The sequence below is a fragment of the Flavobacterium sp. TN-1 genome (genome assembly GCF_052828645.1).
Genome location: NZ_CM128253.1, coordinates 2,953,808 through 2,971,200, shown reverse-complemented (window position 1 = coordinate 2,971,200; position 17,393 = coordinate 2,953,808). Strand labels below are relative to the sequence as shown.

General features: G+C 29.9%; 10 protein-coding genes. 2 read left to right on the top strand and 8 right to left on the bottom strand.

Annotation, left to right across the window (positions count from 1 at the left end; all coding sequences use genetic code 11):
- The first annotated feature begins 265 nt into the window (after positions 1 to 265).
- On the top strand, positions 266 to 1,360 hold the full coding sequence (locus tag ACUXZJ_RS13425) for a hypothetical protein (RefSeq protein WP_123861994.1): 1,095 nt from the start codon (positions 266 to 268) through the stop codon (positions 1,358 to 1,360).
- Positions 1,361 to 1,615: 255 nt separating this feature from the next.
- Here ACUXZJ_RS13425 and ACUXZJ_RS13420 read toward each other — a convergent pair whose 3' ends face one another.
- From ACUXZJ_RS13420 to purL, 8 genes are all read right to left on the bottom strand, one after another.
- Positions 1,616 to 1,762: a hypothetical protein gene (locus tag ACUXZJ_RS13420; RefSeq protein ID WP_163444449.1), complete on the bottom strand. Its 147-nt coding sequence runs from the start codon at positions 1,760 to 1,762 to the stop codon at positions 1,616 to 1,618.
- Complete coding sequence (locus ACUXZJ_RS13415; RefSeq protein ID WP_063743807.1) at positions 1,746 to 2,333, bottom strand: zeta toxin family protein; 588 nt, start codon at positions 2,331 to 2,333, stop codon at positions 1,746 to 1,748. The genes ACUXZJ_RS13420 and ACUXZJ_RS13415 overlap by 17 nt, the downstream gene beginning before the upstream one ends.
- A 218-nt stretch (positions 2,334 to 2,551) precedes the next feature.
- On the bottom strand, positions 2,552 to 6,223 hold the full coding sequence (locus ACUXZJ_RS13410) for a hypothetical protein (RefSeq protein ID WP_446195234.1): 3,672 nt from the start codon (positions 6,221 to 6,223) through the stop codon (positions 2,552 to 2,554).
- Positions 6,224 to 6,499: 276 nt separating this feature from the next.
- Positions 6,500 to 6,940 (bottom strand): hypothetical protein, encoded by a 441-nt coding sequence (locus ACUXZJ_RS13405; RefSeq protein WP_063743809.1) that lies wholly within the window; start codon positions 6,938 to 6,940, stop codon positions 6,500 to 6,502.
- Between the two features lie 112 nt (positions 6,941 to 7,052).
- The gene (locus tag ACUXZJ_RS13400; RefSeq protein WP_063743810.1) at positions 7,053 to 8,990 is read right to left on the bottom strand and encodes a DUF3732 domain-containing protein; all 1,938 of its coding nucleotides are present in this window, start codon (positions 8,988 to 8,990) and stop codon (positions 7,053 to 7,055) included.
- On the bottom strand, positions 8,987 to 9,463 hold the full coding sequence (locus ACUXZJ_RS13395) for a three component ABC system middle component (protein ID WP_063743811.1): 477 nt from the start codon (positions 9,461 to 9,463) through the stop codon (positions 8,987 to 8,989). Before ACUXZJ_RS13395 ends, ACUXZJ_RS13400 begins: the two co-directional genes overlap by 4 nt.
- On the bottom strand, positions 9,450 to 10,502 hold the full coding sequence (locus tag ACUXZJ_RS13390) for a hypothetical protein (RefSeq protein WP_145915597.1): 1,053 nt from the start codon (positions 10,500 to 10,502) through the stop codon (positions 9,450 to 9,452). The genes ACUXZJ_RS13395 and ACUXZJ_RS13390 overlap by 14 nt, the downstream gene beginning before the upstream one ends.
- 154 nt (positions 10,503 to 10,656) lie before the next feature.
- The gene (purL, locus tag ACUXZJ_RS13385) at positions 10,657 to 14,370 is read right to left on the bottom strand and encodes a phosphoribosylformylglycinamidine synthase (protein ID WP_446195230.1); all 3,714 of its coding nucleotides are present in this window, start codon (positions 14,368 to 14,370) and stop codon (positions 10,657 to 10,659) included.
- 164 nt (positions 14,371 to 14,534) lie between these two features.
- Between purL and ACUXZJ_RS13380 the strand changes: the two genes are divergently transcribed.
- Positions 14,535 to 17,078 carry a T9SS type A sorting domain-containing protein gene (locus ACUXZJ_RS13380; RefSeq protein WP_063743814.1) on the top strand — a complete coding sequence of 848 codons (2,544 nt, stop codon included), beginning with the start codon at positions 14,535 to 14,537 and terminating at the stop codon, positions 17,076 to 17,078.
- The last annotated feature ends 315 nt before the right edge of the window (positions 17,079 to 17,393 follow it).

The window sequence follows — 17,393 nt, the reverse complement described above, 5'->3', positions numbered from 1 at the left end:
CAATTATATACTCAACCGTTTGTTCGAGTTGTTTTAAAATGAAAAACGTATCGAGAACTTTATTTTTAATCCAGTATATTTTAAGTTTAAATGATATTTTTTGTATTATATTTTTTGGTACGATTATTGATTTTGATTTTATATACAAGAGTGTTTTTGTAGTAAAATACTGATATTTAGAGTGATAACTCTAATATTTTTGTTATAAATTACCTAAAACAATCTTAATTGATTAAATTTGTAAATGATTTTAAATGTAAGAGGGATGAAAAAAAGACTATTGTTAATTTTTATTATTTTAAGTTCTATATTAATTAATGGACAAGTGGGAATTGGGACTGTAACCCCCCAAGGAATATTAGATATTAGTTCTAATACAAGCGGGTTAATACCTCCAAGAGTAGAATTGATGGCATCAAATATTGAAGCTCCCGTGTTAAATCCACAAGGAGGCTCAATTGTAGCAGGTACTATAGTTTATAATACTGTAACAGCAGGTGTAACCCCAAATGATGTAATACCAGGTTTTTATTATTGGGATGGTACTAAATGGTTATTATTAACCAATCAAAATACATCTACACCTACCAATTGGAGTATTTTAGGTAACAATAATACGAATCCAAACACTAATTTTATAGGAACAACAAATGCAAATGACTTTGTAACAAGAACCAATAATGTTGAAAGATTAAGAGTGACAAGTGCGGGTAATTTAGGAATAGGAACTTCTTCTCCTACTTCCACATTAGATGTAAATGGAAATTTACGAATTCGCAATATTCCTGTTACCACAAGTTCAACTCAAATACTTACGAGTGATAGTAATGGAAATATAGGAACATTTAATACACATCTTCTCTCAGATGTAGATGGAGTTGTAGCTTCAAATCCTGTTAATTATTCAATAGCAGCTCCTGGTATAGTTAATAATTTGAATTTAGGTTTGTCAACTAATATTAGCCTTCCTGCAAATAAAAACTGTATAATTATTATAAACTATTCCGTTCCTATAGGAATTTCAAATTTTCCTAAACAAGAAGTAGTAGGATACTATGGCGTTCGATTTTTAAAGAATGGAACTGAAGCAGAAGCTGGCTCTAGGAAATCAACAATTGTAAATAATTATGAAACTGCACCATTAAATGGCTCCACTGCAAACATGGCAACTATTACTAATACATACATAGAAAAGTTGACCACTGGAGCTTCTCCAGTAAATATTACCTATTCTCTTAATGGTTATATAGAATATTATTCATCTTTTAATTCTAATTTCCTTTTTAATATGTGGTCCTCATCTCCTCCTAACTATAATTGGGGAAGAGCAACTATTACAAAACAAGTATACATATTATAGATATTTTAAAAATTTAAAAAAGGGATTTCAAATTTTTAAAATAAAAAAACCTAACAACTATTATTGTTAGGTTTTTTTATTAGATAATTATTAATCTGAATATCATATCTGATAATTATTTAAAAACAAAAATAAAGGAAGAGCGAACCTGCCTTGTCTATAGATTTCAGCCTGAGTCTATTTTAATCTGAGTTTAAAACGATATGAAATAAAATCTTAGATTTTCAGAGTTAAATCATAAAATAAAAATATTTTTTATAATTTAATTTTTACAATTTTATCATCCTTAATGATAACGAGCTCACTATTTCGTTCTTTCTTAAATTCTAACATTTTTTGGTAGGCTATAGCCAATCCTTTTATAATATTGTTACGACGTTCAATTTTAGCTTCTTTGGTCATAAATATTTTTAATTTCGTTGAACTTTTTAAGATCTATGATATTTAATTCATCATTACTTGATTTTTCAGCTATTAATTGATGATTTCCTTCTGAATTATCAAATATAAGGACTTGTTCTACAATAGGTAAATAAATATCAAATAAATTAAAGATACCCTTTTTGTACCTTCTTTCTATAATATATTCAGGTATATTATGCCCTCCTTCTTTTACCCTTGTTTTTACTCTCTCTTTTGCTAACTCTATTGTTCTTAACCAAAAGAACAACAAAGTTACATTATAATTTTCATTCTTAGCCTCAATTATTTTATTTTTATAGCTTCTTGTTGATAAGGTAGTTTCAAAAGCAAAACTTTCATTCTGTATAAATAACTCATTTATTCTGTGAAGCATAATTCTACCCGCTTCAAAGGCTACTTTTTCAGGTTGAAAAGGAGAGAGTCCTTTTGCTATTTCATCTGCATTTACAAATTCTTTACAATCTAAAATTTCAGGCAATATGGCAAAAGATGCAGTGGTTTTTCCAGCACCATTACAACCCGAGATGATATATAAATTTTTTTCCGTCATCTATACAAAACTAATAAAATTTTATGAAGTAATATTATTACCTCAAAATCTTAATTTATTGACTTGCCTGTAGATTATCAAAAGACTATTATATAAAAATCTATTCCTATTAATTTAATCTTCTCTAATCTTTTTTTAAAAATAGAAAAATATATTCCTCTCTCTTAAAATAAGTAATATATTAGTTTTAAATAAAATCATTCACATAAAAACTAATTTTAGTCAAACCTATCCTTATATTTTTTAAATAAAGTATTCATTACTAGCAATACCACACCTACGCCCAGTAAGACTAAAGCTCTAATCAGGAAGTCAGCATTTGATAAATCAAAGAACATCAGTCGGATAATACACAAACCAACCAAAGAAAGCGATACATATCGGAAATATTTCTCTTTCAAAGCAATTCCTAAAATAAGCAATCCTAAAGCTTCTAATATCCAGAAGAAGGTTAATATTCCTTTATCAAATGTCAAATATAAAAAGCAACCTATACTTAATGTAGCAGGGTAAATCAACAGGCTGTTTTTTTGTTTAAATTCTTCGGCCCATTTATAACTCAGATATATATAAACAGCTAGTAAAATAAATAGTAACAGATAAAAGATTAAAAATCTAGTTTCATAAAAGTTAAAACTAAAGAAAGCAAGATGCAAATTGGCTAACAAATAATATACAAAATGGATGTTTTTAACTTTGCTAATTTTCTTATAATACAAGTACAGATTTAGTATAGCTACGACACACCAAAAAATAGGCAACCATTGATGTTCTAATTGAGAAAACATAATAAAAGATAACCAAGTGTTTACGATAATTTGATTATACGATTTTTGCGCTTCAACTTTTTCTGTTTTATTTAATAAACCAATTAATACTACCCCAAGGGCAATCGCTCCTAATTGTAAAAACCAATCAATCAGGCTAAAATGATTCCATTTATACACACTATAATATAAAGAAGTAGCAATAGAAAGTAAACCAATTGCAGAGATGGTAAAAGGGTGGGTTTTTACTTTGAATCGGGTAATTATAAAATAATTGCTAATTGCTAAAAACATTAAAAATAAAGAAATACAATTGGTCTGTAATTGGATAAGTAATAAAAATAACAGACCAATATTTTGAATATAAGGCAGAACAAATGAGTAATTTTTATCTTCAGGTAAATTCTTATCTGTGATATATAAATACGAGTATCCTAAAGTAATTGCAAATGTTATAAATTGAGATAGGTAAACAAAATAATCATTTGTAGAATTATTTAAAGCTGTAGATACCATTAAAATAATAGCAACTACAGTTAGTGCAAATGAATACACTAAAAAGCGTTTACATTCTGAAAATTTTTGAAAAGCGATAAAGAAAAGTACTCCTAAAGAGGCAACGTATATAGGTAAGTACGTCATTTTTAAACAAGAGATACCAAAGATCAATGTTGTAATAATGATAAACTCGGTATTAAAAACATTCAATTTTTCCCAATTAGGTAAATTGTCACCTATGTTTTTTCTAAATCTTTTTGTAAATAAAACATAGGATTCTATAAGTAGAATTCCAATGCTGATAAAACCTATGTTTGCATTTGAAAAAGCAGTTGTTTTGAAAATAAAAGTTATAGTACCTATGATTATAAATAAAAAGTAGAACAGATATAAAATCGATTGATTCTTACTGCAAAGATTTTTTCTTTTATAAGAAATCCAAAGAAATTCGTGATTTAATAAAGCAATACCAAACAAACTCAAAATTTGAAGTGTTTCAAAATGAGTTAGATATTTAAAACTAAAGATTAGTAGTAAAATATTTACCCCCATAATTCCGAAAAAGCGAATATAAAAATCGTTCTTGTAAAATTCTTTTTGGTACCAATTTAGGACTATGATACTTAATAAACCAAAACTAAACAGTCCATCTTGATAGGTTTTATCTTGTACTTGAATTAGCAAGAGACCAATTACGATAGTCAGTAAGTAAAAAATAACGCTACCTATTTCAAAAGTTTTAGCCTTAAATTTCCATTTTAAAACAAACCATATTCCGGCAAATGCAATTACAGCATAGTAAAAAGCCTTTCCGTATAAAGCATTGCATTTCAAAACAATAATAGTTGAAACAATCATCGCTAATAGGCCATTGATGCTAATGCTTTTTTCTAGGAAAAGAGAATCAACTTCTAGAAATTCTTTTTTTATCTGAGAAATTATAGGTACAGCTATCGCTATACAAAAGAGTAGGATAGAAGAAAATAAAATATTAAAACTCTGGTTTGGAGCAATACTATTGGTTTCTAATAATAAAAAGAAAATAATTAAAGCAACAACCATAAAATGATTAACACCTAGTAATATTTTATGCAGTAGAACTTCCTTCTCTTTATGTACAATGAATAAACAAACGAGAACAAGACAATAAAGAATAAAAGCAATAATATCAAGTCCTATATTCCAATCATTCAACATAATAATGCTCAATCCGGCTAATATAAAAGAAACCATACCGTCTAAATTATATAACCAGTACACTTTTTTCTTTCGCGCTTTGAGTGCCATAAAAAAGCAAATTAGGGCGCCTAGGAATAATACAACTATTTTAAATTTACTTCCCGTCGCGTGTAATACTAATCCCGTTGCAAACAAAAGCCAATTGGTCAAATGGGTAATAAAGGCAGGTTTGTCAAAATGAGAGTTTTCATAAATGGCTCTGTATTGCATAAATACACAACTATCTGCAACCATAATGATACCTAAAATAGCTAGAATGTTTTCTGTAGTGGTTAATTTTGTTCCTTGTGCATTGAACCAAATATCGAATATCACAAAACCAATAATGACTATTAACAAGTGATATTCCCATTTTTCTTTATAAGAAAGAATGATACCTATTGTAACTGTAATAGCTGCTAATAAAAATGTAATTAATAATTTATCTGGAATCACACAAAGTATTAAGATACTCAAGACAACGTGTAGCGATAAAAAAGTTTGTTTTTTAACGATGTAACCTATATATAAATTTAAACCTATTCCAAGACCAATAAGCGTATAACCTAACGTTGTGTTGGAAATAAAAGTTAAAGCATCAACTTGGGATGCACCAAAACAACTAAATAAAAACAAACTGGCACCTGCGCTTCGAAGCCATAAACCTGTACTTATCCATTTTTCTTTCTTTTTTAAGATATAGTAAGAACCTATCAATAAGCCAGCATATAACCATAAAATTAGGATTCTAAAAAAAGGCGACACTTTCAAAGCGGTATAAATACTTAAGTAACCAATTCCTAGAACCATAATGGCAGTTCCAAGAATTCCAGTCCAATTGTCTGCAAATTGTTTTTCGGCTTTTTTTAAGAAAATTGAAAAAGCACTTTCTTGATAAACTTCCTCTTTAATAGGTTCTTTTGTAAAAGGAACAGTTTCTTTTTCTTCTTCAACTATTTTATTGATAACAGGTGGTTTTGTTGACAATACTTCTTGATCGGTTTCTGTAGAAGTTACTTCTATTTTTTCATCAGGTGTGGCAGGAATAATTGGGGTAACAAACTCGGGAGTTACTTCGGTTCTAATGTTAATAGGTTCAGGCACGACTTTTTTTTCTTCTATAGTATCAGAAGGAACAAATTCGATATCAATGCGTGAAACACTTTCAATTTTTTGTTCTTGTATGACTTCAAAAGGTTTCTCAGTTTCGGGTATACTAGGTGTTGGAGTAATAAAACCGTTCTCAAGCTTGAGTTTCAAACTTTCTAATTCTTTTTTTAACGAATTATTTTCCTTTTTTAATTTATTAATATCAGATGAAGTGTTCTTGACATCTTTTTTTAAGTCACTAGTCTTTAAGTATAAAACTAGCACAAATATGAATAGTAATAAAAGAGCGAATCCCATTTTGAATGTTTTTTGTAAATATAAACTTATTTTATATTAAAATAAGAGGATTCTAAAAAAGGTTATGGGGAAATGAACCAAGGTCTAGTTGTTCATTTTGACTATAAGGAGGAGTCAGAAAATCAAATTCAAGTATTGTGTTACTCACTTTATGTGATCCCTCCTTGCGTCGGGATGACAAGATTATAAATAATTTTTATAGTAAATGAATAACCGTATAGTTTGTCACTCCGACCTAGGGAGGAGTCACATAATATTTTTGAAATAATGTTAATTTTATAAGCAACCACGTCTAAACATTTGCCTATCTTGAAACTGATTCATTAATTTATAGATATCAACTTCAATTACCCTATTAAATATGCTGTCTGGTAGTTTTTTACTATACTCCGATTTTTTAAAGTTTACATAAAGATAATGTTCTTTGTTGAAGTTGTCCCTAAGTTTTAAAATGGTATCTCTATCAACGTTATATCTAATCCTTTCAAATTCATTTTTGAAATTTATTACTATTTTATTCAAGCTATCATTTCTTTTTTTTAAGTATTCGTTATTCTCACTAAAATAATATAATAAGTAATTTTCTTTACTAACATAATTCATTTTTAGTTCGTCTCTATATTCTATTAGTTTATTGTAGAGTATTTTGTGTTCTTCTTCATTGTTTTTGCAAGATAGAATCGATAATAGAATTAGTAGGAATGGGATGGTTTTCATTTTGATTTATTTGATAATATTTTCACAGCTTTAGTAATGTAATGCGGATAAACACTAGCAAAAGGTATTCTAAATACACGTTCGTTTTGCATAAAAAAAAATTAATAATCTATTATATAAATCCTTCTTCTTTATTTTTATCCCACTCTTTAATGATATATTCTCGAAATTCATCATCATTTGCGTGTTCTAAAACTATAATCTGAGGTTTTACATTAGTTTTTTTATGGATGAAATCTATTTCTTCTTTTAGAACTTTGAAAATTTTTCTTACTTGAACAATATTTTCATCATATTCTTTTTGCTCTTTTTTTTCTTTGAAATCAGTTTTTTTTGCTGTTCGAGGAAAGTACACTTGACTCGGTTGATCCAGCATCAATAAATTTGGAATTACGGATTTAGAATTTTTACAAGATAAATGTAGGAATGCTAAAAATATAGAAAGATGACAAGCAAGCCAATTTGCACCGCTTCCCATTTCATATAATTTTATTTCTTCACCTTTATATTTGTGATAAAATTGAAAATTATCAATATCAAAATAGAAATCTACAGGGTCTAGGGCTTTTTCAAAACCTAATTTGTCCGCAATCCTATCCATTTCATTTTTTAAGAACAATTCAGTCTCTTTTTTAAATTCATTTATATCTATATATTTTGAAATTTCATTTTTATTTTCTTGTAATTCTTTTTTTAACTCTTTTAAAGTTGACTGGTATTTTGATAAATCATTTGTTTCAAGTGAAAATTTTATTGTTGTTTCAATAACTCCTTTCTGATGAATAATTTTTTCCCTTTTATTTTTTATTAATTGATTATCAACATTCTCTTTGTTTAGAATTTCTAAATTTTTAGATATTGTTTTTATTTGTGTATTAATTCTCTTTTTATCAGATTGCAGTCTTTCAAGTATTTGTGTGCTATCCTTCGTATATGAACTAACTTTGGTTAATTCTTCAATCAATCTTTGTTTAGAATCATTTAGTTTAGAAATATTTTCATTGATTTCTGTTGCGGAATTTTCACAAAGAGGACATATTATATTTGAATTTTCAATATTATATTTTTGTTTAGAATTAATTTTTTTAAGATTTTGAACATAGTCAAAAGTTTCATCAGTATTAGAATGTAAACTTGATATTGCTTTTTCAATTTCTGCTTTTTCAATATTAAGTAATTCTATTTCTTTTTCTAACTCATCAATTTTTGTATATAACTTACTTTCATTATCAATTATTTGTGGTGGTAAAGGAAGATTACTTCCAATTTTTTTTAATTCAGTCAATGATTTATATTCATTATCTAGTCTAAGGTCTAGTAGAGTATAATAATTTTGTATGTGGTTTCTTATGATGTCTATTTGATCAGAATCTTTTTGTTTTAATCGCTCAATAAGTTTTTCTTCAGCTTTTATTTTTAGTTCTAATTCCCTGATAGATTTAATTAGTTGGTAATATTTAGAATCTACAACACCAAGTAAAACAGGTAATGCTTGAATTACTCTTTTTCGTTTAATTAAATCATCAAATCTATAAAACAATGCGTGTTTATTCGCAATGAGGTTTTGATGTTGAAAAAGAAATGATACTGTATCTCTGATCGAAAGCTTTCCGAAACTTTCATAATCGGATTCAAATTTTTTTAATGATAGCCCTAAAAGTTCTTCAAAATCATTTTGGACATCATCTTTAATTGGTTTTAAAGCTAATTCATTAAAATAATTGTAGTCTAAATTCTCAATATTATTATAATCGGTTTCAACTTTTAAATATGCACTTCTCATATTCCCTGTTTTTGGAGCTGGACGTCCAATAACAATAAAGAAATCTTTGACTTTATAAATAACAACAAATAAATTAGTGAAATTTATTATCTCACCTACAGGAATACTTGATCTTGTAGAGAATAAACAATAATCTACAATTTCAATTAATGCGCTTTTACCTGTCTTTGAATCACCTGATATTATATTTAACCCTTCTTCAAAAGGAATACTTCTCTTCTCTCCTGATTCGTTGAATGCTACAATCTGTTTTAAAATTATGCTCATAACTCAGTTAATCTTAGTTTTTTTATTGCACTTATATAATCTTCTTTGCCTAATATAACTCCAAGATTAAAAGCAGATTTATAAATTCCTTTTAGATAATTATCTTTTTCAGTTTTATAATCGATTGTTATTTCAGGAATTATATATTTATCTATATTTAATTTCACATCATTTGATAAAACAATAATTGCATTGTTTGTCGTTTTTCTAAACTTCTGAATATTTTCATTTATATCATTTAAAAAGATATCAAATTTTGGATTGTCAATGAAGTTGTTGAACTTTGATGTTTTGTTTAAATTTTCTAGTTTTTTTTGAATTTTTTCTGAATGTATGAATGGCAAAACTAAATATATCAACTCAGTTTTTATACCATTTTTATTTACCGAATTTATGCCACTTAAAAAATGATGTAAAATTTTAGATGTGTGGAAAGGCGTAAATGTTAAACGTTCTATATCACTCGCTTTCATTTCTCAAATTTAAATTTAAAGCCCCATTTTCAATATTATACAAAAATCTTCCCTTTGGATAGTATGAACTTGTTTGGGTAACACCCTCAATTTTTGTTTTAGTAGATACTTTATCTATGGTTGCATCAAAATATCTTCTAGATTTTTCTTCTTTGTCGCAAGTATCTGTAAGTTGGTCAATATGTGAATATTTTGTTTCATCAGCAATATCAAATATTTCTTCATCATAGTTTTCAAGATTTTCTACAAGACTTTTTCTAGCATTAATCATTTTTATTTGACTGTCATTAGCACGTAGATAATTTTTCATTGAAACGCCAATAGCAGAATCATATCTTATCCTTTCCAATTCTTTAACAAAATGAAAGTTATCTTTTAAATCAGAATCAGCTTCGATTTTAGAAATAGGGAATTTTAAATCACTTATTCTGTAATGATTTGCATAAAATTGAAAACTGTCTCTAAAATTATCAATATCAATTCTCCATTGATAATTTTCTGCGGTTATAAGTTCTTTTGAAATATAGCCTAATAGAGAACAAATAAAAGATTCTCTATTTTCTTTAGTTACAATATTTATAATTGCTGAGTGTTCAAGTAATATTTCTACATAATACTCTTTAGCTGATTTCTGATTATCTTTTATTTCAAATTTATTGATTATATTTTTTAAGTCCTCACTATTTGAATTTTTGACATTTTCAAAGTAGTCTTTGATTGTATCATTTGATTTAACTCCTAAAAGTTTTTCCACTATATCATCTGCACTGTCATTAATCCAATTTTCAAATATTGAGCCTTTTTTAATTTTGGCAGTCGTGTGAAGTATAAATTTATTGTAAAACCTAAAGTTATCATAATCATCAATTATATTTGAAAGTGTTTTCCAAAAATCAATATGAGTATTTATTAGATTTTTATCTTCGTCAATTGAATGCTTTACTTCTGTAGAGGTAACTCCATCAGAGATATCTCCGAAGCATTCTAAAAATATTTTTAATCCATCTTTAGCCTCAAAACATTCTTTTAAAGCAACCATTTCTTGATATTTAAAGCCAAGTATTTTTTTTGAAGCATCAGATTTTGAGCCCATTGTCAGTCTAGTTTATTAGTTGTTTTAAATAGTAAAAGATTACTAAATCCAAATATAAAAAAATCCCCACAAAAAAAGCGGTCTTACAACCGCTTTCCTTTTATTTATTTTGATTTTCAATCCATTTTCTAGCATTGACAAAAGCCTCTAACCAAGGCGAAACTTCATCTTTTTGCTCGCGGTCTGGGTAGTGTGCCCAGTTCCAAGGGAAGATCGAACGCTCAATATGTGGCATCATTACCAAGTGACGTCCTGTGGTGTCGCACATCATGGCAGTGTTATAGTCGGAACCATTTGGGTTAGCAGGATAACCTTCGTAAGCATATTTACCTACAATGTTGTATTTATCCTCACTGTATGGTAATTTGAATTTACCTTCACCGTGCGAAATCCAAACTCCTAAAGTCATTCCTTCTAACGAAGATAACATCACCGAGTTATTCTTCTGAATTTTAACTGAAGTAAAACCACTCTCGTGTTTGTTAGAAGTGTTATGGTGCATTTTGCCATGTACTTCGTGTTCTGGATTAATTAATTCTAATTCCATTAACAACTGACAACCGTTGCAAATTCCAACCGACAAAGTATCTTCTCTCTTAAAGAAGTTTTGTAAAGCAGTATTTGCTTTTTCGTTGTATAAGAAAGCACCTGCCCAACCTTTTGCCGAACCTAATACGTCTGAATTAGAGAAACCACCCACAGCTCCAATAAATTGGATATCATCAAGAGTTTCACGACCAGAGATTAAGTCGGTCATATGTACATCTTTTACATCAAAACCAGCTAAGTACATTGCATTTGCCATTTCACGCTCTGAGTTACTTCCTTTTTCGCGAATGATAGCAGCCTTAGGTCTGTCATTGCGAGGATACGAAGCAATCTTACCATCAAAGTTCGCTGGGAATACAAATTCTAATGGTTGGTTTTTATAGTTGGCATAACGCGCTTCTGCCATACCGTTGCGTGATTGTTTTGTATCTAGTAAGTACGAGGTTTTGTACCAAGTATCTCTTGTTTCTGTTACAGAGAAAGTAAAGTGGTCATTTCCGTTTTTAATCGAAATGATATCACCTTCAGTTACTGTACCTATGTGGAAAATTTCAATTCCGTTAGCTTTAAAAGTAGCTTCAACTGTAGCATCTGCTTGGAAAACTACTCCAATATTCTCATTGAATAAAGCTTTTATAGTATCGTTTTCACCCAATACACTTAAATCATATGTTGCTCCTAAATCTACTTCGGCAAACGATAGTTCTAATAAAGTAGTAATCAAACCACCGCTTCCTATATCGTGACCCGCATTAATCTTACGATCTTTGATTAAGTCTTGTAAAGTATTGAAAGCTTTTTTAACATAAGCCGCATCTTTCATCGTTGGAACTTCATTACCAATTTTATTTAAAATTTGGAAGAAAGAAGAACCACCTAGTTTGAAAGTATCTTGTGATAAGTTGATATAGTATATGTTTCCGCCGTTTCTTTTTAAAACAGGTTCTACTACTTTAGTAATGTTGGAACAACTTCCCATAGCCGAAATAATTACCGTTCCCGGTGCAATTACTTCATCATTAGGGTATTTTTGTTTCATAGAAAGCGAGTCTTTACCTGTTGGGATATTGATACCTAATTCGATTGCAAAATCCGAACAACCTTTTACTGCTTCATATAAACGAGCATCTTCACCTTCATTTTTACAAGGCCACATCCAGTTCGCTGATAAGGAAACTGATTGTAATCCGTCTTTTAAAGGTGCCCAAACTAAGTTGGATAGTGCTTCTCCAATCGCATTTTTAGAACCTGCAACTGGATCTACAATTGCGGCTACTGGCGCATGACCAATAGAAGTCGCAATACCTTCTTTTCCTTTATAGTCTAATGCCATTACCCCAACATTATTCAATGGTAATTGTAACGGACCTGCACATTGTTGTTTCGCAACTCGACCACCTACACAACGGTCAACTTTGTTGGTTAACCAGTCTTTACAAGCTACGGCTTCTAGTTGCAACATCTTGTTTAAGTAGTTTGGAACATCAGCAACAGTATAATCAGGATTTGAATAGTTACGATTAACCTTTTTATCGGTCATAATCGTTTTAGGTGAACTACCAAAGAAATCCTCTAAAGCATAATCCATTGGTTTTGCACCCGTTGTTTTCGATTCAAAAGTAAAACGGTGATCGTTAGTTACATCACCCACAGTGTACATAGGTGAACGTTCTCTTTCAGCAATACGGTTTAGTGTTTCAATGTCTTTTTCACCAATGACTAATCCCATTCTTTCTTGCGATTCATTACCAATGATTTCCTTAGCCGAAAGGGTAGGGTCACCAACAGGTAATTTGTCTAAATCGATGTGTCCACCAGTAGCTTCTACTAATTCTGATAAACAGTTTAAGTGTCCACCAGCACCGTGGTCGTGGATTGAAACGATAGGGTTATTATCACTTTCTACTAACCCACGAATAGCATTAGCAGCACGTTTTTGCATTTCTGGGTTAGAACGTTGAATAGCATTTAATTCGATACCTGAACCAAAAGCACCTGTATCGGCAGAAGATACCGCAGCACCTCCCATACCAATTCTATAGTTTTCTCCTCCTAAAATAACTATTTTGTCGCCCGCTTTAGGTTCGTGTTTTTTAGCTTGATCTAATTTTCCGTAACCTATACCACCCGCTTGCATAATTACTTTGTCGTATCCTAATTTTCTGTTTTCAACTCCAATAGAGTTCAAAACTCTGTCGGAGTTTGTCGATGAATTATTTTCTTGATGTTCAAAAGTTAAAATCGAACCCGTAATAAGGGGTTGCCCAAATTTATTTCCAAAATCGGAAGCACCATTAGATGCTTTAATTAAAATATCCATTGGAGTTTGGTATAACCATTTTCTTTCCTCCATTCCCTTTTCCCAAGGGCGAGTTTCTTCTAATCTTGAGTACGATGTCATATACACCGCCGTACCTGCTAAGGGTAATGAACCTTGTCCACCTGCTAAACGGTCACGAATTTCACCTCCTGAACCCGTTGCTGCTCCGTTAAAAGGTTCTACAGTAGTAGGAAAGTTATGGGTTTCTGCTTTTAAGGATAAAACCGATTCAAATTCTTTTTCTTGATAGAAATCAGGTTTGTCAGCACTTTTTGGTGCAAACTGAACCGCTTTTGGTCCTTTAACAAAAGCAACATTATCTTTATAAGCCGAAACAATATCGTTAGGATGTGTTTCAGAAGTTTTTTTGATTAATTTGAATAGGGAAGTAGGCTGTTCTTCGCCATCAATAACAAAAGTCCCATTGAAAATTTTGTGACGGCAGTGTTCTGAATTCGCTTGTGAGAAAGCAAATATTTCAGAGTCGGTTAGTTTTCTTCCTATTTTAGTAGAAAGATTATGTAAATATTCAACCTCTTCTGGGCTTAATGCCAAACCTTCTTGTTGGTTATAGGCTTCAATATCTTCAATTTCCAGAATGGGTTCAGGTTGAATATTGATGGTATAAATATCTTGATTTAACTCGGCGTATTTTTGAGACAGCATAGGGTCGAAATCTGAAAAATCAGGAGTAACTTTTTGGAACTCTTCAATTCGAATAATTCCAATGATACCCATATTTTGAGTGATTTCAACGGCATTTGTACTCCAAGGAGTCACCATAGCGGCACGAGGACCAACAAAAAAATCCGCCAATACGGATTTTTCTATTTTATGTGCGTTGCCAAAAAGCCAATTTAATTTGTTGATATCTTCTGTCGATAATTCGTTTTGCGTTTGTACAGCAAATACAGTGTTGGTTGAGTTACCAAAAAAATGAATCATTGTTGTGTGTTGTTGTGTTTGTCATTGCAAATGTAATATTTACTTTTTGAAAAATGAAATTTGAATTTCAAAACACTTGAAAGGATTTTTGTGCGTTTCGTCGTTTTTTTTAAAGTATTAGTTATTATTTTGGTTTATTTTGTGTAAAAATAACAAACAAGATTATGAGAAACTATTTAGTAACAACATTATTGTTTTTAAATTTTAATTTTTATTCACAGTCTTTTATTTTTAATCAAAAATTATATAAGTCAATTGAAAATAAGACTATTAAATTTGATGAAATTGATAGAAGAGTGGAAGAATCTTTTAATAATCGTGATATTAATGCAAAGGGGAGTGGATGGAAGGTATATCAGAGATGGAAATATATGGCAAGTTTTGAGGTAGATGAGAATGGTTATTTACCTAATTCGAGTGCTATTAATAAGATGAAAGTTGAATTTAAAGAAAGCCCTTCTTTAAGTGATCAAGTTTATAGAGAGGCATTAAATAATTTGTGGACACCTGTTGGTCCTTTTACATATACTAATAAAGGTTCTTGGAGTACAGGGCAGGGTAGGGTAAACTGTTCTGTTACGGATCCTACTAATGAAAATGTAATTTATATAGGAGCAGCTACAGGAGGTGTTTGGAAATCTACAGATGGAGGATTAAGTTGGTCTCCTAAAACTGATTTTATTGATTCAATAGGTATTTCAGGATTAGCGATAGATCCTAACAATACGAACGTTATATATGCAATGACAGGAGATGCAGATGGTGCAAATGTAGGATTTGATGGTCTTTATAAATCAAATGATGGGGGTGAAACTTGGATAAAAATGGGTTTGACGGATATAAATTATGGGAGAACAATATTGATAGATCCTAATAATAGCAATGTTGTAATTGTAGGGACAAATTCAGGGGTGTATCGTTCGCAGGATGGAGGGCTTACTTTTGAGCAAACTTCAGAGGAAGAGATTGTTTTTCAGATTGCATTTAAGCCTAATGACTCCAATGTGGTATATGCTTCTACTTCAAATGGGGATGATACTTTTATTTATAAGAGTATTGACAATGGTTTGACTTGGGAATTAAAGAAAAGTTTTGTGGGAGTAAAAAAAATGATTATGGCAACTACTCAAGCGGACTCTAATTATTTGTATTTGTTAGGTGCTAATACATCTGGTGTTTTAAATGGATTTAAAGGGGTTTATTTGTCAGTTGATTCAGGAGAAACGTTTACGCTTAAAAATGATTCAACTAATGTTTTAGAAAGTTACCAGAGCTATTATGATTTAGGATTGGCGGTATCGCAAACTAATAAAGATTTAGTTTATACGGGATGTTTGAATTTATGGGGTTCAAATGATGGAGGAAAGACTTTTACTTCTTTGAATCATTGGGGGAGTGTTTTAGATCAACGATATACACACGCGGATATTCATGATATAAGAACAGTAGGGTCTAATGTGTATGTATCATCAGATGGTGGAATTTATATTTCTAAAGATAATGGTAATACTTTTGTGAATAGAACGTTTGGTTTACAAATAAGTCAGTTTTATAAAATAGATACTTCCCCATCTACGAATTCTAGATTAGTGGGAGGCTTACAAGATAATGGGGGATTTATATCGGATAATGATACTTGGGTTAATTTCTATGGAGGAGATGGTATGGATGCTGCAATAAATCCTGTAATGCCTAATTTAGCATACGGTTTTACACAATATGGAGGAAATTTATATAAATATGATTTTAATTTAAAAGCAGAAGGTTCTTTTGTTGTGAGTCATCCACGGGGAGAGTGGGTTACTCCTCTTGAAATATCAAGTGCGGGAAATATTTATGGTGGTTGGAAAGAAATAGAGGAATTAGAAAATAGGTCTTGGCAACCAAGAACTAATAATTCTAATGGGTATAATATAAGAAATATGAAAGTTAATCCATTATATCCTAATAGGTTGTTGTATTATAGAAAAAGTGCTGCTAATCCTAATTTTGATGAATTAATTTATACAGATGAAAACAAAGATAGTTCAGGTAATTTGGTCCCAAGGGTTATTAATCTTCCTCCTGCTCCTGGGATGTATGCAAAAACTTTAGTAGCAATTTGTTTTAATCCTGTAAATCCTAATATCTTTTATATAATATACGGTTCAAAGGTTTATAAAACAGCTGATTCAGGAAAGACTTGGGTAAATATAACGTATAATTTGCCTTATTCGGTTAGTTATTGTATAGCTGCACAAGGAAATGAAAAAAATTCTGTTTATGTAGGAACAAATTTAGGGGTATATTATTTTGACGAAGAATCTAATTCTTGGAGTCTTTTTAGTAATGGTCTACCTAGAGTTAAGATAACAGAGTTAAAAATTAATACTTCTGAAAATAATTTAACAGCTTCTACTTATGGAAGAGGAATATGGAGAGTAGCTTTACCAAGCGGAACGCTCGCTTTAGAAAATCATGAATTAGATGTGAATAAAGGAGGTGTTTTTCCTAATCCTTCTAATGGTGTTTTTAGATTAAATGTTAATATTAATGAACCTTTAAAAATGGCTATATATGATGTTTCAGGTAAATTAGTCTTTGAAAAATCATTCAAATCTTTAACATCTAATGATGAAATTAATATTTCAGATAATCCTAAAGGAGTTTATTTGCTAGATATAAAATCAGATCAATACACTATTAGAAAAAAGATTTTAATAAAATAAATTAATTTTTAAAAGCGTTTTTTAAGAATAAGTTAAATAGAGGTAAAGACTAATCTCTAATGTAAGATTGTTTTTTGTATATAAATACTTATTTATAAGAAAGGTAAAACGAAAAAAGTTTCCTAAATATTAAGTTTTTTTTGAATTTAAACCCTGTTTTGAGTGAAAATAGCCCAAAACGGGGTTTGTTTTTTATTGTAAGATTAAAGATGTTATAAGTTTATTGAATGTAAAAATGATTTTGAATCTAAATAATACCATTAAAACTTAAAATATACTGGATTAAAAGGTAAAATTCTCGATCTGTTTTTTTTA

Bases quoted from the DNA above. Each gene is read 5' to 3' on its own strand.
- ACUXZJ_RS13425 (WP_123861994.1), top strand. From the start codon at position 266: ATGAAAAAAAGACTATTGTTAATTTTTATTATTTTAAGTTCTATATTA.
- ACUXZJ_RS13405 (WP_063743809.1), bottom strand. From the start codon at position 6,940: ATGAAAACCATCCCATTCCTACTAATTCTATTATCGATTCTATCTTGC.
- ACUXZJ_RS13395 (WP_063743811.1), bottom strand. From the start codon at position 9,463: ATGAAAGCGAGTGATATAGAACGTTTAACATTTACGCCTTTCCACACA.
- ACUXZJ_RS13390 (WP_145915597.1), bottom strand. From the start codon at position 10,502: ATGGTTGCTTTAAAAGAATGTTTTGAGGCTAAAGATGGATTAAAAATA.
- ACUXZJ_RS13420 (WP_163444449.1), bottom strand. From the start codon at position 1,762: ATGACCAAAGAAGCTAAAATTGAACGTCGTAACAATATTATAAAAGGA.
- ACUXZJ_RS13415 (WP_063743807.1), bottom strand. From the start codon at position 2,333: ATGACGGAAAAAAATTTATATATCATCTCGGGTTGTAATGGTGCTGGA.
- ACUXZJ_RS13380 (WP_063743814.1), top strand. From the start codon at position 14,535: ATGAGAAACTATTTAGTAACAACATTATTGTTTTTAAATTTTAATTTT.
- purL (WP_446195230.1), bottom strand. From the start codon at position 14,370: ATGATTCATTTTTTTGGTAACTCAACCAACACTGTATTTGCTGTACAA.
- ACUXZJ_RS13410 (WP_446195234.1), bottom strand. From the start codon at position 6,223: ATGGGATTCGCTCTTTTATTACTATTCATATTTGTGCTAGTTTTATAC.
- ACUXZJ_RS13400 (WP_063743810.1), bottom strand. From the start codon at position 8,990: ATGAGCATAATTTTAAAACAGATTGTAGCATTCAACGAATCAGGAGAG.